Origin of the sequence: Verrucosispora sp. WMMD703 (assembly GCF_049178935.1) — a bacterium.
GTDB classification, from domain to species: domain Bacteria; phylum Actinomycetota; class Actinomycetes; order Mycobacteriales; family Micromonosporaceae; genus Micromonospora; species Micromonospora sediminimaris.
Map to the genome: position 1 here is coordinate 1,533,056 of NZ_JBMHMM010000004.1, position 19,557 is coordinate 1,552,612.

The window sequence follows — 19,557 nt, forward strand, 5'->3', positions numbered from 1 at the left end:
TGCGGGTCAGGAGTGTATCGCCGCTCACCATCAGTCGATCAAGGAGATGGCCCCGAGACGCGTTCGCCGCCAACCTGCTCGCGGTCCGCTCCTTGCTGCTGGAGCACCTCAGCCCGGACCGGCCGCCCGTGACGAGGACCTGGAACCCAACGAGGCCGGCATCCGGTCGCTGATCTTCGGTACGCCGAAGACGGCCCGGGGGTGCCGTACCGTCACGTTCACGCCGAAGGTCGCCGAGGCGCTCAGCGCACTGGTCGTCGGCAAGAGCCGCGATGAATTCGTCTTCGCCACCCCCAACGGCGAGCCGGTGCGTGCCAGGAACTTCCGCCGGGGCTGGCTCACGTCAGTGGAGACGGCCGGGCTGTCCGGGCTGCGTATCCACGATTTGCGGCACACCCAGGCGGCGGCTGATCTCGCCGAACGTGCCGCTGTAGGCGATCTCCCGGCGGAGGCCGCAGGTTGCCGCATGTCGCGGTGTGCCCGCCGGCGGAGGCCCGCAGGTTGCGGCATGTCGCGGTACGCCTGTCGGCGGAGGCCCGCAGGTTGCGGCATGTCGCGGTACGCCTGTCGGCGGAGGCCCGCAGGTTGCGGCATGACGCGGTACGCCTGCCGGCGGAGGCCGCAGGTTGCGGCACGTCGTGGCGCCGGTGCCGGCGTGGGGTCAGGCGGTGGGTGCTTCGCTTGACGAGACGTCCGGGTCGGTCTCGTCGTTGGCGGCCGGCTCGTACGGCAGGGCGCTGCCCTTGACGTACTCCTCCCAGCTGACGTTCCAGTCTGTCCAGCCGTTGCCGATCTGGAGCTTGCGTTCGGTGCCCTTGACGACGATCGGGTCACCGACCCGTGTGTTGTTGAACAGCCAGGCGCCGTTGGCCATCGAGACGTTCACGCAGCCGTGCGAGACGTTCGTCGTGCCCTGCTGCCCCTCCGACCACGGTGCCGCGTGGATGAACTCGCCGCCCCAGGTGAGCCGTTGCGCGTAATCGATCTTCGTCCGGTACCCGTCCTCGGGGCCCAGCTCGTCGTACGTGTCGAAGACCGTCTTGCGCAGCTTCTCCATCACCACCATCGTGCCGCTGGAGGACGGGGTGCTCTTCTTTCCCAGGCTCACCGGGATCGTCTTGATCTTCTCGCCGTTCTTGGTGACGATCATCCGCTTGGTCCGGTTGTCCACCGTCATCAGCAGCTTCGGGCCGATGGCGATGTCGACGGTCAGGTCGGCCCGGCCGTACCAACCATCGCCAAGCGGCAGCCCGCCGGCCTGCACCCGGTACGACACCTTGCTGCCGGCCTGCCAGAACTCCTTTGGCCGGTAGCGGACCTCGGTCGGGCTGACCCAGTGCCAGATGCCCTCCTGGGCCGGCTCCGAGGTAACCGTCATCCGGCGCTGCAGGTCGGCGCGGTACTTCTCCGGGATGTCCCGACCGAACTTCACGATCAGCGGCATGGCCACCCCGACCGTCTGGTCGTCGCCGAGGAAACTGCTGACGCGTACCTGCTTCTCCGGCTCCTCCATCACGGTGAAGGCGCTGGTCGCGGTCACCGGCAGGCCATCGTCGCCGGTCGCGGTGACGGTGGCGGTGTACGCGGCGCCGTAGGTCAACGCCTTCGACGGCAGCCAACTGCGGCCGTCGGCGGCCAGGTCGCCCTCGACCGCCTCGCCCTCGGCGTCGGTCAGCTCGACCGTGACGTCCTCGGCCTGCTCGGCGGCGAAGGCGATCGCCGCCGACGCCGGCACGTCCTTGGCGTCCGCGGCCGGCTCGCTGATGCTCACCGACGCCTTCGCGGCCGGCTGTTCGGCGCCGTCCTGCCAGCCCGGCCCCTTGTCGCCACCCTTACCGCCGGTGCAGGCGGAGGTCAGTGCCAACGTCACGGCGAGCAAGCCTGCGGCGAGCACCCCCCGCCGTCCTTTGCGCTGGTCCCGAACTCGCATGGTGTCCTCACAGTCGTGGTCCGCTGCCCGTTCCCATTACTGACGCACCAGTTCACGTACCCGTTGCGACAAGTGAACCGAAACACGTGGAAGCGGGATGTCCGGATAGTGACATATTTCGTCCGGTCATACGGCCGGACCGGCGCCACCGTCCGGAACTGGCAGCGCACTGCCCTTGACGAACTCCGACCAGCTCAGGTTCCACGCGGTCCAACCATTGCCCGCCGCCAGCTTGCGTTCGGTGCCGGTGATGGTGATCGGATCGCCGATCTTCGTACGTTGGAAGAGCCAGCGGGCGTTCGCCATCGAGACGTTCACGCAGCCGTGGGAGACATTCTGTCGTCCCTGGACGTGCTCCGACCAGGGGGCCGCGTGGATGTACTCGCCGCCCCAGGTGATCCGCTGGGCGAACTCGATGTCCGTGACGTACCGGTTCTCCGGATCCGGGTCGTCCATCGTGTCGAAGACTGTCGCTTCCTTCTTCTCCATCACCACAAGCGTGCCGCTGGACGAGGGGGTCTTCTTCTTGCCCAGGCTGACCGGCAGCGTCTTGATCAGCTGCCCGTCCTCGTACACCCGCATCCGCTTGTCGGAGTTGGTCACCTTCATCTCGAAGGCCGAGCCGATCTTCGCGGTGGCGTTGCGGTCGACGTTGCCGAACCGACCGTTGCTCAGCGGAATACCGGCCAGGGCGATGCGTACGGTCAGCCTGGTGCCGGCCTTCCAGTACTCCGGCGCGCGGTAGTACGCCTGCGTACCGTTGCTCACCCAGTGCCAGGCGCCCGGCTGCGGCGGATCGGTCTGCACGAACATCCGCTTCTGCACCTTGGCCCGGTCCTTCTTCGGGATGCCCGGGTGGAACTCCGCCACCACCGGCATGGCCACCCCGTACGTCCGGTCGTCGAACAGGTACAGCCCCGAGGTGATCATCGAGCCGGGTTTGGCCATCGTGGTGAACGTGCTGGTGCCCTCGCTCACCGCGCCGTCCGGCCCCTTCGCGGAGACCGTGGCGGTGTAACGGGTCGACCACTTCAACGGCGCCGACGGCACCCACGAAGACCCGTCCGTACGCAGCTTGCCCTTGACCTGCTTGCCGTCCTCGGTCTTGAGAGTGACCTGCGACACCTCGCCGCCGTCCGGCAGCTTCGCGCCGATCTCGACGCTTACCGGCCGGTTCTTCGTCCCGTCGGCCGGGCTCACCGTCAGCGGCGGACCACTCGGCACCTCCGGTGCCCCCGGTGCTCCCGGCGTCCCGGTGTCGGACGCCCCGGGTGTCTGGCCGGGCACGAACTCGGCCGGCGCGCGCTCCTCGCCGCAGCCCGACAATGCCAGCGACGCCACCAGCCCCAAGGCACTCAACAACGCCCCGGCCCGCGCGAACCTGCCCATCCCCACCCCTGTCCTAGCGCACCTGGCGGACATCGTGCCGTATCGCTGCCGCCCGGCATCACCCCGGTCCCACACTTTGCAAAGGTTTCTCGTTAAATGTCCGAAAAGCTCGACCGAAGGGAGGACCCCGGGATCTGATTGGAACCCGCTTCAGAGTGCGTGCTAGTGTTTCCCCCGTTGTCAGCGAGCGCCGCTAGCTCAACTGGCAGAGCAGCGGACTCTTAATCCGCGGGTTCGGGGTTCGAGTCCCTGGCGGCGCACCAACGATCAAGGCCCTGACCTGGTGGTTCACACCGGGCCGGGGCCTTTTTCGCGTACGCCGGTGGTGGGTGGTCGCTCGATGGGTGCTCGGGAGCCGTTGGACCGGGTTCGTGCCGGTGGGACGCGGCGGGGTGCTCGTGGACGCCGCCGGTGGCTGTCTGCGGCGGGATGGTCGGCGGCCTAACGATTGCGGCTTCGGCGGTTCCGGATCCGGGTCGGTGTGCGCGAGTGCGCTCGGAGCCGGGGTGAGGCGATCTTGGCGGGACGCGGTATGCCGTTTCTGCGGCTTCCGTCGTCAACTCTTCGGCTGATTCGGTGAACAGTGATCATGTAAAACGTCTCACAAACCCCGTTTTGAGGGTGCGGGAGTTCCAGCGGGGTGTCGCGGGGGACGGCCGGGCGTCGATGGGTGGGGGATCATCGATGGGTGGCCGGTGGTCGTGAGCTGACGCCTCGGCGGTGGCGGATCCTGTCGTTCCTGGCGTTGCACGGCATGGCGACCACGAGCGACGTCGCCGTGGTGACGGGGGTGCCCCGGTTGACGGCGCACCGGGACCTGACGTGGTTGCACGCGGCGGGTCTGGTGGGCCGGGAGCGGTCGGCGGAGGACCGGGCGCACGCTTGGTGGTATCGGATCACTGGGCAGGGCACCGGTCTGCTCAACCGTGATCTGGTCGCGTCGGGGCGGCCTGTGCCGCTGCGTCTGGGTGAGCGGGGCTGGGGTGCGGCGCACTACCTGCTGTTCCTGCCGCTGCTGGCCGTGTCGCGGCAGGATCCGGGCCAGTGTGGGCTGTTCCAGTGGTTGACGACGTTGGACACGTCGGTGTGGCTGCGGGAGCGGGGGCTGGCGCATCTACGCGCTGATGGGTATGGCGTGTGGCTGGAAGACGGTCGCTGTGTGCGGTTCCTGGTACACGTCGACCCCGGGCCGGTCGGGGAGGTGATCGCCGAGCGCGAGCGGTCTACCTCCGGCCTTGATGGCGTCCTGGTCGGGTACCGACGTACGGATCCGGTCGTGCCGGTCGGCGCGGTGCTGGTCATCGCTCACGACGCCGCCCGGGAAGCCAACCTGCTCGCTGACCTAGCGAGCTGCCCGCTGAAGGCGCCGGTCGCAGTGACCACCCTCGACCTGCTGCACCGGCACTGGCCGCACGAGAGCGTGTGGAAGGTCCCGGCGGCGGGCACCGCACGTCACCGTTTAATCGACCTCCCTCATTCTGTCGGAGCTGTGCGCGAAAATCCGAAGATAAGCGGGCCGCAGTAAGCGAACGAGGTGCGAGCAGTCATGAGTCCGACATCTCTTGACTGTTCAGCGCTTGCTACGGTCGGCTCGTCAACGGTCGCGCCCCCAGTGGGACCGGTGGTCCGTGGCGCAGTGCCGTTCGCGATTTGGGAGCCCACGACTCCTATGCGCAGTGCGGCAGGTCAGCGTCGAGACCATCTTGTTTCTGTCACTCGTGACCACCCTTGCCGCTCACCTGTAGCTGCGTTACCTCGTCATACACAGCGACTGTGTGCCGCGCCCTGCATCTGAGCAGTTCAGGGCGCGGGGTCAGCCGCCCGCTGGCGATCGTGGTGCGCTCGCATCGCTTCTCCCATCTCGATGAACTGCGCGACGTCTGGCAGTTCCAGCGTGCCCAGGCGCGCAGGGCGGTGTGCAGCCAGCCAGTCGGGCAACTCATCGTCCGGGTGCAGGATCACTAACTCCTCGGCCGACAACCAGGTGTTGATCGCGAACGACCGGTAGTACTGCGTCGTCGGTGCCGAGATGCCCGTCGTGCCGGACAAAATTCTTGGAAAGATGACCAGACCAGTCCTCCGGTCCAGCGCGATCGACACCATGTCCGCAGTGAGCAGACCAATCCCCGGGTCGTCGTCCGGCCGGCGCCACAGGCACACAGGCTGATCGGACGTAAAAAGCCGCCGCCGCTGGAACGTCACCACCTGCCACTGCGCCTGGGCGTACACCGCCGCCACCTTCGCCACGGTCTCAAACATCGTCCGCAGATGGTTGCGCCGCGCCGTCGGAGGGTCTGACAGTTCACCCCGGACCACCACCCGATCCCACAAGGCGTCCACTGCAGCAGAGTCGTCGAGGCCAAGTTGCGACGCCATACGCTGCTTACCGCCAAGCGCCAGGTTCGCGCGCAGCATCAACTTTTGCAGTCCTACCGAGTCCACCCGCTTGCCACGCCCGCGCAAATACTGCAGCACCACCCACGACGCCACCGCGTAGCGCTGTTCGACCGGCAGCTTACTGTGCCTTGCGAGCATACGCAGCGGCTCCGCTGCCGAGTGCTCCACCTGCCCAATCAGCTGCTCAGCGAGACCTTCGTGGTCTGTGTTGAGCCAGTCGACCTTGTAGAAGTCCGCCTCTACCGCGACGTTCTTGATCCCGGCCACAAACGTGCGAGGCGTCGCACCGAACCGGACCACCTTTACGCGATCAGCCGCATCCGCAAAGCCTCGAAGGTAGAACTGTGGAACCTGGTGATGTCGTCGCGCCTGCTTCATGCCTCCTCCAATACCGGCAGACTACGCTACCGGACCGCAAGCCGATCTTCGCAAAGTCCCGAGGTGGTTCGTCACCGATCAGACCGTCGCTCGAAGCACTCATCTGCCGCCGATCGCATGCAGCATTCCGGCACCCGTCACGAGTTAGGGGGCGGAAGCGGGTCAGGTTCAGGTACCCCGACTGCGCTGCGCGCACTGCGGGCGTTGCGCGAACGGCTATGACGCGTCCAGATCGCGACGTCGAGCAGCCGCAGCAAGCTGATTGAGTCGCCGCCCGCTGGGCGGAGCTCTTCGATCTCCTGACGGAGTGCGGATTCGGTCAGCGCTGCTGCAAGCGTCACCCAGAACTTGTTCGCCGGCGGAGCGACGACACGGAGCACGACCTCGTCATGTATGGGCACGAGCCGGGGTCGCTTGCGGGCGAGGAGTTTGCTCGCGATAACCGGGCCGACCCCATGCAGCCGATCCAACCACTGATGCAAGGCCGCTGCTGACTGTAGGGCGTACGGACCGGCGTTCCACAGATCTAGGTTGGCGGGGATCGCAGCGAGTCCTGCGGTGACGTGGTCGCCCTCAGCCAGGAGCGCACGAACAGCGGGAGGCCGCCAGGAGATGTCAAGCAGCGAGGTTGCGAGCAGGTCGTCGAGGGTGAGCAAGTTAGACGGGTTCTCGCCGAGCAGGTCGAACAGCGTGCCGGCGAATGGCCCGTCGGGATCGAAGTAGGTGGTGACGAGTCTGTCAACGCCGGGGGCGGCGAGCACATTGCGGATCCGGTCACGGACTAGCTCCTCAGCCTGCACGGTGGGAGGATGACACAGCGTAGGACTCGCGCATATAGGTCATGGAGGTCCAAGAAGCGGGCGGCTCTTCCGCCTTCCCGTCTTACCAGCGCGCAGCAGCAGCCGGGTCTGCCGCCGATCGACCGTTACTCCCGCAGTCCCCGACTTATCGATCCGAGAGCCGGCTTGCCCAAATTGAGCACGTAACCTCGCTTTCTCGTCGGATACACGCATCTCGCCTGGGTGGGACCTGGTAATGATGCGGCAGCCGGCCTCGACGAGTGGCATCGGAAGGTCCGCAGGCGCCCTTGAAGCTACGCGGTGGCAGCAGTGGAGCCGAACCGGGTGATGCGAACGAACTCCTCGAGTTCGCTGCCGGGTCGGACGAAGGCGTGCGTGTGCGCCGCCCGAATTTGGAATGTGTTCAGTTCGTCGACCACGTGTGCTGCAACCTCGCCTGTCGCGGTTGGGCCAAACGCCACCAGGGACCAGGGGGTAACGGGCATGAGAATCTGACTGGCATTGCCGAGGGCGACTTCCACTCCTGGTTCTAATCGTCCTGTTCGGTCGAGCACCACCACCGGCGCATCGCCGATTAGAAATTCTCCCGAGGAAGGATGAATGATCTGGATCTGGCGGTCCGCCATCCATGCACGGCATCGGTCGAACATTCGCTCGACGCTGTACCGGAATGTTAGGCCGCTATAGAAGTCGAGGTCCGAACGCCGCGCCAGCACCATCTCGAAGTAGAAGTCGTGATCTTCGCTGGTCAGCGGCGGGCGGCCGAAACGGCGCAGAAAGTCGCCTGCGTACCCAGGGAAGGTCCGAGCCCGGCGCTTCAACGCCTTCCGCTCGTGCTGGAATCCTTGGACGTGGACCCGCCAAAAGCTCCGGTTTCGTACGAAGTGCAGGGCAACGAGATCACGCAGTGTCGCTGCTGCGTCTGGCTCGTCCAGGATTGCATCGGTATTACAGAGCCGAACCAGCCGTGGCACATGCCGTTCGGTCATGGCCCATCGTTCCTCCGCCGATCGGGAGGCTCGCGGCACAAAGTCTGTGATTTTACCCAGTCCTGCCGGGCCACGAGCGATGACCCTCGCTGCCCTGTCCGTGACGCTCACCGCGTTCAGGCACCGTGTGTGGTCGGTCCATTGTTTCAACACGACGCGGGAGACGACGTGCTGTTCACGGATGTTTTCGTCGGCCTGCAAGCGAAGCTCAGCGATACGTCGGGCTGCGACGAAGCGGTCAAGAGGAGGCTGCATGGACACCCTTCCATGGTCACACCAGCGTCAAGGCGTATCAAAACCGGCGGCTAGGGGCCCTGTCCTGATTTGCTGGTGGAGCAGCACCGTGGCCGGGTAGCCGGCGGCGATCCGTGCCGGACCAACTAACTGGACGGCCGGCTCAGGACTGACTCGGGGATCGGCTGCGCGTTGGTGCCTGCCTGTCGCGCCAAGCTCGTGAGAAAGTCGAAGTGGGCGCAGTGCTCCAGTACCGCGTCGTCGACTGTGCTGAGCTGGCCGTAGGTATGGAGGAAGCTCGCGTGTAGGTCCGGGCGGTGGGGCCAGACGCGAGTGGCGAGTCGTACGAGGTCGCGGGCGGGTAGGTCGTAGCGGCTGTGCTCGAAGTCGATCAGCCTGACCACTCCGTCGTCGCCGTAGATCATGTTGCGGGGCATGAAGTCGAGGTGGCACGGAAGAGCGGGTAGCGGCGCCAAGTCTCGGAGGGCCTGCATATGTGCGCGTACCTCGGTTCTGCGGGCGGCGGTCATGCGGTCCCCGGCCTGGTGGATCCAGTGCTCAGCGCGTTCTGCGAGCCAGGCCGTCCAGTCTGGTTCGAGGCGGGGTGGTCCGGCGGCATGCAGTGTCTTGAGCAGGTGTCCTGCCTGCCGGTAGGCGTTCTGCTCGGCCCCGGGGCCGAGCTTCCGCTCTGCGAGAGGGACTCCCGCTGCGGCCGTGATGACGATGGCCGGTGGGTCGTCGGTTGTCGTGAGCAGTTGGGGTGCCCTGTCTCCGAGGGCAGGAACCCAGGTTCGGTAGGCGTGGACTTCCCGGTGGTGTCGTTCCAGGCTCCGGTGGATCTTGACAATGACGTCTCCGTGGGCGGCCGTCGAGGCGCGGAGGACGCGAGTGCCGGCGTGCCCGGGGTGCGAGGTGACGGGCTTGGCGTCGTCGTCGAGGAGCCGTTGGCAGAGCGCGAGGTGAACGTTGACGTCAGCCATGGCGGAGTTGGAGGTGGCGGGTGTCGTTGTGGCTGGCGAGCTGCCAGATGGTGCGGCCGAATCGGTTGGTCGATCGCTGCCACCGGGCGATGGAGGCGTGGTGCGTGACGAAGCCGAGTCGCAGGCAGGCGTTCCGGGGTAGGCCGAGGAGCAGGCTGTGGGCCGCTTCGACGGTTTCGCCGTGGGCGGCGATGAGGATTCGTTCACCGTCGTGGCGGGCGAGGATCTTCTGAAGTGCGGTGGTCGCCCGGTTGAGGTACCCGTTCCACGTCTCGGAGCCGGCAGCGTACTGGCGGTCCGGGCTGTGCTGAGGCGGCCCCTGGAAGGAGGTCTTGACCTCGACCCAGGGTTGGCCGTCGGCGTCGCCGTGGTCAGGGCCGCGGAGGTCCGGGTCGATGGTGGGGGGCAAGTGCAGAGCTTGCGCGATGATGCCGGCGGTCTGGGTGACGCGGAGTCTGGGTGTGGCGTAGAAGGCGGCGTAGGGCCGGTTGGCGTGTTCGGATGCCAGGCGAGCGGCGAGTTGCTCCGCCTGGTTCCGGCCGAGGTCGGTGAGGCCGGTGCAGCCCAGTTCGCCGCCGACGAGCCCAGCGACGTTGCAGGCAGCTTCGCCGTGGCGGGCGATGACGAGTTCCGTTGTCTGGGTCATACGTGTGTTCCTTCTCAGGGCAGTTCGGTGAGGAACGGGTCGGGCCAGGGACGGACGGCCGGCCACGGGTGTCGATAGCCGTTGCGGCCGAGATATCGCAGAGTCAGCAGGTGGTGCAGCTCGGCGTACCGTTTCAGGTCGGCCAGGCTGCAGATCTGCGGAGCGACAGCGACGCGGTAGGCGCGCAGACAGCGAGTGATCGATCGGTCGGCGAGGCGGCCGTAGGTCATCGACGCGGTGACCAGCAGACCGGCCAGGTCGTAGCCGAAGGGAGCGAGCGTCAGGTCGTCGAAGTCGACGACAGCGACCTCATTGCCGTTCGCGAGGTAGTTCCGAACGTTCGGGTCCTTGTAGAACGTCACGGACTCCCCGGCTCTGTCGAGTAGGGCGTCGATGACCGATCCGTGGATGCTCGCCTCGGCGGCGGCGTGGTGTAGCGGCGCCCGACGTGGACTGGCGAAGTCGGGGATCACGAGGCCGGTCGAGGTGGTGTGAGGTCGGTCGAGGCGCGTGGCCCGAAGCTCCTGCCGGTGTGCGGCAGCGTGGAGACGGCCCAGGGCTGCTGCGGCCTGCGGAAGATCTTTGACCCTAGGTGCACGCCCGGGCAGCCGTTCGAACACAAGATGCTGGGCACCCCGCGCGATGAGAGCAGGCAGGCGTACGCCGGAGTCCAGGCTGGCGAGCCAGCCGTGGTGGGCGGCAGCGGTGGCGCAGCGTTCCGGGTCGTCGTACCGCTTGACGAAGAGATCGCCGCTCATGGCCGCACCGCCACGGCGTAGCTGACCGTGGATCGGGTCGTGTAGGGCGGTGGGGCCAGCCGCTGCTGGAGGGTCGCCGTCACAGCGGCGATCCCGCCGGTGAGGGTAATCCGGGGTACTGGGACTGCGTAGATTTCCGTGTTTGACCTGGGTGTGGTCCGTTGGACAGGACGTTGATCCTGTCCGGGAAGGACCACGTCATGGCAGACAAGAAGAACGCTGTTCAGCTTCCTGAACCGACGGCGGCTGAGGTGGAGTTTGCGCAGCAGCTGGTCGAGCGGGCCAAGGCCGACGGAGTGTCGTTGGTCGGGCCGGGTGGGCTGCTGGCGGGGATCACGCGCACGGTCCTGGAGTCGGCGCTCGACGCCGAGCTGGATGCTCATCTTGACGAGGCTGGTGTCGACGAGGAGTCGGGCCGGCGGGCCAATGTGCGTAATGGGCACGGGGCGAAGACGGTGCAGACCGAGGTCGGGCCGGTGCGGATCCAGGTGCCTCGGGATCGGGCCGGGTCGTTCACGCCGCGGATCGTGCCGAAGCATGTCCGCAGGTTGGACGGGTTCAACGAGGCGATCCTGTCGCTGTATGCCAAAGGATTGACCACCGGGGAGATCTCGGCGCATCTGGCGGATGTGTATGACGCCGAGGTGTCCCGGGAGTTGATCAGCCGGGTCACCGACAACGTCCTGGAGGAGATGGAAGCCTGGCGGCAACGGCCCCTGGACCGTGTTTATCCGGTGGTGTTCATCGACGCGCTGGTGATGAAGATCCGTCAGGGGCAGGTCGCGAACCGTCCCGTCTACGTCGTGGTCGGGATCAGCCTCGACGGAGAACGCGACGTGCTCGGTATGTGGGCCGGGACCGGCGGGGAGGGCGCCAAGCAGTGGGCCGGCTACCTCACCGAACTACGCAACCGCGGCGTCGAGGATGTGTTCATGGTCTGCTCCGACGGCCTCAAGGGTATGACCGACGCGATCGAGCAGGTCTGGCCTCTCGCGGTGCACCAGCAGTGCGTCGTGCACCTCGTCCGCGCCAGCCTGCGCTATACGAACCGGAAAGACTGGCAGAAGATCACCCCGGCGTTGCGGGAGATCTACACCGCCCCGACCGTCGCCGCCGCCGAAGCCCGGTTCGAGGAGTTCGCCACGCAGTTCGGTGACCAGTACCCGGCCGTGATCCGGCTCTGGCGCCAGTCGTGGCCGCAGTTCGTGCCCTTCCTGGACTACGACCACGAGGTCCGCAAGGTCCTCTACACCACCAACATCATCGAGAGCCTGAACGCCCGGTTCCGCCAAGCCGCCCGCAGACGCGGGCACTTCCCGACCGAGCAGGCCGCGATGAAGGTCCTCTACCTCGTCGTCCAGCAGAAACGTAAGGGCGGCGGGAGCATCACCGGCCGGGTCTACGGTTGGGCCAAGGCCCTCAACGCCCTGATCCTCGCCTACGGCGACCGGATCACCATCTAACAGCATCGATCACACCACAGGCCCAAACACGGAAATCGACACACTCCCCTGGCTGGCCGCCGACTGCAGAGTCTCTGGCAGGTTTGGCTGCCGCGGCGGTCTGCGTCGCGCCTGCGCGGCCCGTTGCTGCCTCGCAGTGGCAGCATGATCCGCGCCAGCACGTCGGCCTCACGCTCGGACGGCAGAGCTGGCACGTTCACCTGAGAGACTTTGAACACCCGCTGATGCTGCTACGGAGCGTGCCGGTCCTGGCCTTCGAGAAGGATGGGTTGGCGCACGACAAGTCGGGCACCTCAACCCTGATCGGCGCTAGCTACGGCTGTCTTCGTATCGCCGCCATGTTGCGTGACGCGCGGCCGACAGCGGATCTTGATCGCCCCCTTGCTGAAGGTCTCATCGGTAGCCTTGCTCGACCAGATGTATGCCTCGCCGGGTCGTAGGTGCGCCATCTTGTCGGCGGTAAGGCCGGTTAGGGCCGCGTTGGCCTTCTGAATGTGCTTGAGCCAGGCCGGTGAGTTGAACTTGTGCAGGATGATCTGGCTCGACAACTCGATCAACGACACAGGCACGGACGGCGGATCCTGGCTGGCAACCATGATGCTCGTGCCCTTGTGCCGCATCTCCCGTACCACCTCGACGAGACCGGCCACCAGGTCAGGGCTCTCGATGTACTTGTGAGCCTCGTCGAAGACGACCAGCTTGTTGAACGCCTTGCCGCCGTGCTTGGCGTCCGCGAACAGATGAAGGAGAACTACGAAGAGTCCCAGGGCTTCGTCCTTCTCGATGAACTCGTCCCGGAGGTCGACGATGATGAGCCGACCGGGGCGGATGAGTTTACTCAGGCGGGTGCTGTCGTCGATGTACTCGGCGGCGAGGTCGAGGCGGGATCCTGCCATGGCCTTGAGGTGGTCCGGAAGTGGTGCGTTGTCGATTCCTTCACGTATGCCTTCGAGCGTGAGGGCGTTGCGCAGGCCCTTCATGACACGGTTGACTTGGCGCATGTAGGTGGCTTGGTTGCCGACCGCTCCCATGAGGAACCGCCAGTGGCTTGCCTGGAGTTCGGCTGCCGCGAACTTCAGCGGGCGGACTTCAATTCCCGGATACTCCGTGCGGCGCTCGTCGATCTTGTCGGCTGGCACGAGCAGGAGGACGTCGCTGAGAGCCCGGGGTTGTGCGCCATACCGTTCCCGAAGGGCGTCGATCTGGGCCTCGTCGGTGTTCGCCGCGACCATCGTGGTGAACTCGGGCTTGTAGTCCATGGTGGGGCTGTAATGGAAGATCACTGTCGCCAGTGGATGCGGCAGCCGGTTAAGGCTCGGAATCGGCAACGAGGCCATTTCCGCGATGGTGCCGAGTGTGTAGGACTTTCCGCCGCCCTGGACCCCGAAGAGGCTGATTGTGTGCGTCTGGTTCAGATCAAGGGCGACCTTTCGTCCCGACATCTCGCCGAGGATGCCGTACTGCGGCGAGGGGCTTGTTGCTCCGATCAGCACGTCGTAGCCGGGCTGCCCAGGCTCGAAGTCGCTGGCTGCGGCCCCGGCCACAGACGGTGTCGGCACGTCCTCGACGTCGGGTGACTTGGGGGTTGCCGACTCCGCCAGCACCGGCTCTTCCGGCCACGTAGAGGCGGCCGACCCATCCGTCGCCGCGTCGATCTGCGGTGGTTGCGAGCCCTCAGGCCGCGTGCCCCCAGGAAGATCGACTAATGTCTGCCCGTCTTCGGCGAGTTCAGCGTCGTCTCGCTGACGAGCATCCTGGGGCAAGCTCAGATCATCGTCGCCGAGGGTACGCCTGGCAGCGAGGTCCTCCCATGAGACGGTGCGGTCACGCGGTGGGCTGAGGAATGCGGCGCTGTCCAAGGTCGGGACGGAGGGCGCCCGCTCGCGGCGCCGTGTGATGTCGGCGATGCTCCGAGCCGCCGTAGACTCGGCCCTTTCCTCGCCGCGTGCGAGATCCGGTTCTTCCTCCTCGGCCATGGGCTCGGGCGCGGCGGCGTCGATGAGCTGTTGGATGAGGTTCGCGCCGACGCGGTGGTACTCAATGCCCGCATCCAGCTCGGCCGGCTCGGTACCGGGCTTGTCGAAGTCGAAGATGAGGGCCGCACGAGCGAAGTCGAGCCGGTATCCGTCTTCTAGAGTTCGGAGAAGGAAGTGGGCCTCCTCCGCGGCGTCGCCGGTCATCGCCCCGTAGCGGACCGAACGGTTGAGGTAGAACTCCAGCAGGGTGCTGAGTTCGCGCGTCTTCATGAGCCTGTCGGGCCGATCCACCAGTGAGCGGTGCGGGTCGAAGTGGTAGCCGATCACCTCTTCGCTCTGCGCGATCTGCTCTGCGATGTCGCTCTTGAGCTGGTTGTAGGCGCCGAGGTCGCCCACTTGGTTGTAGCACTTCACCTCGACCAGTCGGCAGGTGATCGTCCGCGCGCGGGCGTCGAGGTCGAACAGGGCGAGGTCGGTTCGCCGGAAGCTGACCTCGTCGCCGAGTTCGTCAGAGTTCTTCTTGATCGCACGGTACAGATCGAGGTGTGCGTCGAGTGGCACGACGACCTGGTTGGCGAACACACCCTGGTGCTCTAGGTACAGGCGGGACAGGGCGAGCCCGAGCGCTTCTGCGCGCTGTGTCGGGGAGGAGATCAGCTTGAGAGCTAGGCGGCCCGAGAGTGAACGCAACTGGTCGAGGAGCGCGACTGCATGCGCCGAATCGGCCTTGAGGTGGTACTGATCCAGCACCGGCTTGAGGATCGCTTCGAGTTCTGCCACCGAGCGGGAGGTGATGACCAGGCGGTGGCCCTGCCCGGTCGTCTCCGGGCTGTGATCGATCAGGTAGTCCGGCCGGTCGGTGAGCCCGCCGTGGTCGAAGAACTCGATACCCATGTTGCGGTCGAGCGTTAGAACCCAGTCGCTCACCTCGTGCACCTGATGGAGAATGCTGCGATCTTCGGCGTCCAGTGCGAGTGTGATGACCGGCCGCAGGGCCAGTTCTGTTTCTCCCGTCGAGACAGTAGCCGTCGCGGTGGACACCAGACCGGGCAGCGTTGACAGGAGGTCGGTGAGTTCCTCCGCGCCGTCGATGGGCACTGCCTGGCCGTGTCGAGGCTGTCGGGCCCAGGCGACCGTCGCTTCGTCGTCGCGGTACTCGACGTGAAATTCCTGCACAAGTCCGTGGACCGGGGAGACCGACTCCTTGATCGAGGCCCTGGCCACGCCGACCTCCTCGGCGGGGAAGAGGTCGAACAGAATCGACAGGTGCGCGGGGTGGTCGTTGGGTGAGCGCCGGAAGTCGGCGGTGGGCCTCACGGCGAGAGCCAGCTTCGGCCGCAGATGCGTCTCGGTCGGCGTCGCGAAGGCGTCCGCCTCGCGTGCCGTGACGCTGGGTGTCGGAGACAACAACTCGCCGAGGGCCTCCCCGAGGCCCGGTGCCTCGGCGTCCGGAGCGAATAGTCGGATGTCGTACCGGATGTCGGCGATCGCTGGCTGCCGCTGCAGTTCGAGCAGCATGTCGGCGAGGAGGCCGGCGCGTCCGGGGTTGAACGCGTTGATCATCAATGTACGTACGTAGGGGTGCTGAACGAGATACCGCTGGACACGGGAGGCGAGGTAGGCGCCATTGATCGACGTGCCGGCGGTAGCCGGCTCGGGCAGACTGAGAGCGGCGCACACGTCGCCGACGAGGCTGCGCGGGTCCTGTTCGTGGGGTGGCGCGTACAGGGTCCAGAATGGGTGAAGGTTGTCGACTGCCGCGAGAAGGCGACCGTTGGCCATCGGCAGCACGGGCGGGAAGCCGATCGGCGCCAGACCGCGCAGCAACGCTTCCCGTGTCGGAACCGCAAACTCGCGGGGGGCCCGCTTCGCCCGTTGTAGCCATACCTGCGTGAGCTGTGCCCAGACAGCGAGCCAGAGGGCTCGAAGCGGATGGGTGGGGGCGACCAGGGCGGCTTCCCTCCGTCGACCACGATGATCGCGGATCGCCAGCGTCACGGTGTCGACAGCCAGTACCCGCCGCAGGTCGGCCAGCGCGTGCTGTGCGGCGTCCGTCGTCGCCGTCTCAGCCCGCTTCAGCAGATCTTGGATAAGCAGCCGGTAGGCGTCAGCGTACTCAGAAATAAGGGGGCGAAGCGCACGGACGTCTGCGGCCTGCGTCACCAGTTCCGTCGCTCCTGCCCGGACCGCCTGGAAATACGCCTCGCGTGCGGCCAGGAACCGCGCGGTGGCCTCGCCCTGGGGCCAACGGGAGGTCTCGCCGCTGGCTTGGCCGGCGCTGCCGAGAGCGATCGGGATACGCCAGTTGATCGGACCTGCCGGCGCGGCGAGAATACGCTGTTCCAGTGCCTTCAGTTGTCGACTCACCGGCACGTTCATTGTGCCGTCGCGTCCAAAGTCGACCTCTAGCATTTCGCTGCCCACGCTCCGCGCTCCGGGTGCGCGCTCGGTCCAGTTCACGGAGGTCACCGCGACGGCCTCCGGGTCCCGGCCGTCGATCAGGGCGGTGAACTGCAGCCGGGTTCGCGCGTGGACCAAGCCAACCTCGCGTTGCCGTGCTCGCTGGGGCGGTTCGATGTCCACGTCGCCATCAGGGAGCACGTAGAACAGGTCGCTCTCGTTCGGTTGCTGGGAGGGGTCATCATCGTCGGCCGCCCACGGGATCGGGCTCCCTGCGGTGTCCACGAGCGGGATGAGATCGCCGGCTTCGGTCCTGGCGAGGACACGGATGAAGTGCCAGCCTTCCTCCCAACCGACGGTGTTGATCCTGGTGAAGCTGACAGTTGCGTCAGGTCGCTTCGAGGTCCACGCCTTCTTGGTGCGTACCAGGCCGATAGGCCCCTGTTCCTGGGAGATGACCTGGAGGAAAAAGCTCGCAAGCCCAGGCACAGTGCTGGGCTGCGGGTCAACCCGGAAGGCCACATTGAACTTCTGCAGCCCTTTGCTGCCGAGCGCCAGGACCCGTTGACCGATCAACTGACTCAGCCTCGGATCGGTCTCGCCTTCCTCGATCATGGGCAGGCTCGCCGTGACCTCGCTGATACAGATCGAGTCCGGCGGTTCGCTGCCGCTGTCGAACTCCCACCGGTTGAAGGCGAGGCTCCAGTGATTGCGGTCGATGACGATGCGGCGGGTCCACGTCCGGGGATCCTCGAGGCCGGCCTCTGTGAAGAAGTCGCCGAGCCGGTTACGCATGTCGCTGCTGGTAAGTCCCAGGTCCAAGACCCGACCGCGCTCGGACTTCGCCGACCAGGTGAGTTTTTCCACACATTCGCGATTACGGCTGATTCGAAGTGGCGCCCTGTCAGGCATGGCGAGCAGCTCAAAGTCGGGCACGAGAGCGAGTTCGTACAGGGCCGCGCCGATCGCCTCTGGGTCGTTGTCGTTGGCCTTTGCGGTCAGCAGGAACCGGACGATGGCGATGGGGTCGGCGAATCCCCAGGGGCTGTCGCCGTCGGTGATCCGCCGCAGTGCCTCCGCGAGGTCTCCCCGTATGTCGGGCGGCATCTCGTCCAGGAGCTTCCGGCGCAACTCGCCGTACACATCGCCGAGCTGCACCTGCTCGAACGTTGCGACACCGAATGAGTCCTCGGCGGCGGCTCGCACGTCGTTCGGAATGAACGCCAGAAGCGGAGGCCGCGGGGTGCCGTCCGGCAGCGGGTTGCGCAGCTCGACCAGCTTGGTGCTGCTGACCGTCAGGTCACGCGGAAGGCTGCCGTCACCACCGCCGAGCACGACGATCTCCGTGCCGGGCACCTCGGCGCGGAGCCGCCCGCACAGTCGTGCCATGAGGTCGGTGTCGAGATCGGTGATTCGCATGCAGTGGCCCGGCCCCCGCGAGCTGAGCAGGTGGCGCAGCCGGGGCAGCAACACGCTCTCCAGTTCGGCGGCGATGGCCTGGGGGTCGATTTCCTGAAGTCCCTGGGTCATGCCACACCTCCGGTGGTCGGAATCTTGGGCGTGACACCACTGATGTCGATGCGGTACCGAGGGGTGACCGTCTGGGTGACGTAGGCGTCGGAAAGGTCGCGGTAAAAGCCGACCTCACGCAGGCGTGATCTGAAGGCGGCGAGGTTGCCGCGCAGGGCCTGCTGATCGGTGATCGATGCACTGCCGAACCCGTCGCCGGGCGGCAACCGGTCGATGTGGAGCCCATACCGCTCACGCAGGAAGGCGAGCAGTTCGTCGATCCGCAGCTCGCCGGTGTGGTACCCGCGGACACCCCCGGGTCGTAGAACGGCGATCTGGAGCAGCACTTCGAGTAGACGGCTGTCCAGGATGAACCGACGTGCCGAGTTCTTCGCCCGGGGCTGCGTGATCAGCGCACCCGGCCGGTTCTTCAGCAGCAGCGAGTCCAGGCACTCCGTGAGGTACTGACGGTGGAAGCGACCCCGGACCGCGACCAGCATCTCGATGTAGGTGTCGAATTCGCTGAGTCCCATCGCGCGTACAGCCGTTAGCTCGGGGTCAAGATCCCCGTCTGTCGCCCCGCCGGTGTCCTCGACAGAGATCACGCGCTGGCCGAAGTACTTCTCCCGCTCAGCCTCGCGATCCGGCCCGAGCAGAGCCAGCACCTGGCCGACGGAGAAGTCGCCGCTCGGTGGCCTGGGAAGCTTGCTACTCCGAGCGAGGTACGTGGCGAACTCGTCCAGTTTGCGGGTCGCGAAGTATGCCTTGACGAACGCGGGGATCCGCCGGTAATGCAGGTCGGCGCTGCGCTCGGCGAGGTACGACATGGGCGTCCCGGGCTGGGCGGCCACGTCGACGAGCAGCCCGATCTGGTACTGACAGTCGCCGTGCGGACTCTTGGGGTTCTTCGCGGCCACGGGGCATGCGCCGCAGGTCGGGTCGCCGCCCCTGCGGCGCACCAGAGCGGGCAGCAGTTTGAGCAGGCGCAGGTGATAGAGGGCCAGGTGAAAGGAGAACAATACCTTCAGGTAGTCCACCATCACCGACCGCGGGATAAAGCGCTCGTAACACAGGAGTCGCGTCACATCGTCGGCGAGGAGGTCCGCCGCACCGACACAGAGGGGCGGAAAGCTTCCCCGATCCTCCCGGGTGTCCGCGGTGTCCTCGACCTGATCGAGCAGGCGCAGCAACGCCTGCGTCTCGACGTCCAGCGTCACAGCGCTGTCCGGAAGGCCGGTGACTTTGTCGTGCCCGTGGAAGAAGAAGGTCTCCAGGTGTTCGAGTGCCCTCTGCCCGGCCCCGTCACGGGCGTGGTAGAGCATCTCGTAGAGGTGTTGCGCGGCACCGTAGTCACGCGAGTGTTTGGGATTGCGGAACCGGTACGTATACCCGTGAAGCGGCCTCGGCGCGGCGATGGCTTGCGAGGACTTCCCGCGGTTGACCACGTCCATCAGGTGCGTCTCGACCCATCGTTCGAGAATGTCCCGGTGCTCCGCGAAGCCGGTGAACCACTCCGGATGAGTGAGGAACTCGTCGACGAAGGCTTCGGTGGTGAGCTGGATGGAGCGACGCAGGCGACTCGGGTATCCCTTGTGCGCCAGCCGAGCGAAGAACGCGGTCAGCACCCGGTCCATCTCGATCTGCTTGAAGTCCAAATAACTGATTTTGGTGAGACGGAACTCGCGGTCGCGCTTGGACAGCGGCATCA

At 66.3% G+C, this 19,557-nt stretch carries 13 protein-coding genes and 1 tRNA gene; 3 read left to right on the forward strand and 11 right to left on the reverse strand.

The window, feature by feature from the left end:
- Positions 1 to 108: 108 nt before the first annotated feature.
- From ACN26Z_RS07690 to ACN26Z_RS07700, 3 genes are all read right to left on the reverse strand, one after another.
- Positions 109 to 342 carry a hypothetical protein gene (locus tag ACN26Z_RS07690; protein WP_421460454.1) on the reverse strand — a complete coding sequence of 78 codons (234 nt, stop codon included), beginning with the start codon at positions 340 to 342 and terminating at the stop codon, positions 109 to 111.
- A gap of 319 nt (positions 343 to 661) precedes the next feature.
- Positions 662 to 1,930, reverse strand: a complete 1,269-nt coding sequence (locus tag ACN26Z_RS07695) for an Ig-like domain-containing protein (protein ID WP_421460456.1) — start codon at positions 1,928 to 1,930, stop codon at positions 662 to 664.
- Positions 1,931 to 2,056: 126 nt separating this feature from the next.
- Positions 2,057 to 3,319, reverse strand: a complete 1,263-nt coding sequence (locus tag ACN26Z_RS07700; RefSeq protein ID WP_421460458.1) for an Ig-like domain-containing protein — start codon at positions 3,317 to 3,319, stop codon at positions 2,057 to 2,059.
- A gap of 187 nt (positions 3,320 to 3,506) precedes the next feature.
- On the opposite strand from ACN26Z_RS07700, the gene ACN26Z_RS07705 reads away from it, so the two are divergent.
- Positions 3,507 to 3,582, forward strand: a tRNA-Lys gene (locus tag ACN26Z_RS07705).
- Positions 3,583 to 4,007: 425 nt separating this feature from the next.
- Positions 4,008 to 4,844, forward strand: a complete 837-nt coding sequence (locus ACN26Z_RS07710; RefSeq protein ID WP_421460461.1) for a MarR family transcriptional regulator — start codon at positions 4,008 to 4,010, stop codon at positions 4,842 to 4,844.
- A 275-nt stretch (positions 4,845 to 5,119) separates the two neighbouring features.
- Here the strand turns inward: ACN26Z_RS07710 and ACN26Z_RS07715 are convergent, their stop codons facing one another.
- The 6 genes from ACN26Z_RS07715 to ACN26Z_RS07740 form a co-directional block, all read right to left on the reverse strand.
- Positions 5,120 to 6,094, reverse strand: coding sequence for a DUF4238 domain-containing protein (locus ACN26Z_RS07715; protein WP_421460463.1), 975 nt, complete (start codon positions 6,092 to 6,094; stop codon positions 5,120 to 5,122).
- A 137-nt stretch (positions 6,095 to 6,231) separates the two neighbouring features.
- Positions 6,232 to 6,894: a DUF6308 family protein gene (locus tag ACN26Z_RS07720; protein ID WP_421460465.1), complete on the reverse strand. Its 663-nt coding sequence runs from the start codon at positions 6,892 to 6,894 to the stop codon at positions 6,232 to 6,234.
- A gap of 293 nt (positions 6,895 to 7,187) precedes the next feature.
- Positions 7,188 to 8,138: a DUF4238 domain-containing protein gene (locus tag ACN26Z_RS07725; protein WP_421464566.1), complete on the reverse strand. Its 951-nt coding sequence runs from the start codon at positions 8,136 to 8,138 to the stop codon at positions 7,188 to 7,190.
- 125 nt (positions 8,139 to 8,263) lie between these two features.
- Positions 8,264 to 9,097, reverse strand: coding sequence for a phosphotransferase enzyme family protein (locus tag ACN26Z_RS07730; protein ID WP_421460467.1), 834 nt, complete (start codon positions 9,095 to 9,097; stop codon positions 8,264 to 8,266).
- Positions 9,090 to 9,743, reverse strand: coding sequence for a histidine phosphatase family protein (locus ACN26Z_RS07735; protein ID WP_421460470.1), 654 nt, complete (start codon positions 9,741 to 9,743; stop codon positions 9,090 to 9,092). The genes ACN26Z_RS07730 and ACN26Z_RS07735 overlap by 8 nt, the downstream gene beginning before the upstream one ends.
- A gap of 14 nt (positions 9,744 to 9,757) precedes the next feature.
- On the reverse strand, positions 9,758 to 10,501 hold the full coding sequence (locus ACN26Z_RS07740) for a phosphotransferase (RefSeq protein ID WP_421460473.1): 744 nt from the start codon (positions 10,499 to 10,501) through the stop codon (positions 9,758 to 9,760).
- A gap of 200 nt (positions 10,502 to 10,701) precedes the next feature.
- Here ACN26Z_RS07740 and ACN26Z_RS07745 point away from each other — a divergent pair, with 200 nt between their 5' ends.
- Positions 10,702 to 11,964 (forward strand): IS256 family transposase, encoded by a 1,263-nt coding sequence (locus tag ACN26Z_RS07745; protein WP_421459809.1) that lies wholly within the window; start codon positions 10,702 to 10,704, stop codon positions 11,962 to 11,964.
- Between the two features lie 293 nt (positions 11,965 to 12,257).
- Here the strand turns inward: ACN26Z_RS07745 and mads8 are convergent, their stop codons facing one another.
- On the reverse strand, positions 12,258 to 17,870 hold the full coding sequence (gene mads8, locus ACN26Z_RS07750; RefSeq protein ID WP_421460476.1) for a methylation-associated defense system ATP-binding protein MAD8: 5,613 nt from the start codon (positions 17,868 to 17,870) through the stop codon (positions 12,258 to 12,260).
- Positions 17,867 to 19,555, reverse strand: a complete 1,689-nt coding sequence (mads7, locus tag ACN26Z_RS07755; protein ID WP_421460478.1) for a methylation-associated defense system protein MAD7 — start codon at positions 19,553 to 19,555, stop codon at positions 17,867 to 17,869. Before mads7 ends, mads8 begins: the two co-directional genes overlap by 4 nt.
- Positions 19,556 to 19,557: the final 2 nt, after the last annotated feature.

Excerpts from the sequence above, each read along its gene's own strand:
- mads7 (WP_421460478.1), bottom strand. The coding sequence starts at position 19,555 with ATGCCGCTGTCCAAGCGCGACCGCGAGTTCCGTCTCACCAAAATCAGT.
- ACN26Z_RS07695 (WP_421460456.1), bottom strand. The coding sequence starts at position 1,930 with ATGCGAGTTCGGGACCAGCGCAAAGGACGGCGGGGGGTGCTCGCCGCA.
- mads8 (WP_421460476.1), bottom strand. The coding sequence starts at position 17,870 with ATGACCCAGGGACTTCAGGAAATCGACCCCCAGGCCATCGCCGCCGAA.
- ACN26Z_RS07730 (WP_421460467.1), bottom strand. The coding sequence starts at position 9,097 with ATGGCTGACGTCAACGTTCACCTCGCGCTCTGCCAACGGCTCCTCGAC.
- ACN26Z_RS07715 (WP_421460463.1), bottom strand. The coding sequence starts at position 6,094 with ATGAAGCAGGCGCGACGACATCACCAGGTTCCACAGTTCTACCTTCGA.
- ACN26Z_RS07700 (WP_421460458.1), bottom strand. The coding sequence starts at position 3,319 with ATGGGCAGGTTCGCGCGGGCCGGGGCGTTGTTGAGTGCCTTGGGGCTG.
- ACN26Z_RS07740 (WP_421460473.1), bottom strand. The coding sequence starts at position 10,501 with ATGAGCGGCGATCTCTTCGTCAAGCGGTACGACGACCCGGAACGCTGC.
- ACN26Z_RS07735 (WP_421460470.1), bottom strand. The coding sequence starts at position 9,743 with ATGACCCAGACAACGGAACTCGTCATCGCCCGCCACGGCGAAGCTGCC.
- ACN26Z_RS07745 (WP_421459809.1), top strand. The coding sequence starts at position 10,702 with ATGGCAGACAAGAAGAACGCTGTTCAGCTTCCTGAACCGACGGCGGCT.
- ACN26Z_RS07725 (WP_421464566.1), bottom strand. The coding sequence starts at position 8,138 with ATGCAGCCTCCTCTTGACCGCTTCGTCGCAGCCCGACGTATCGCTGAG.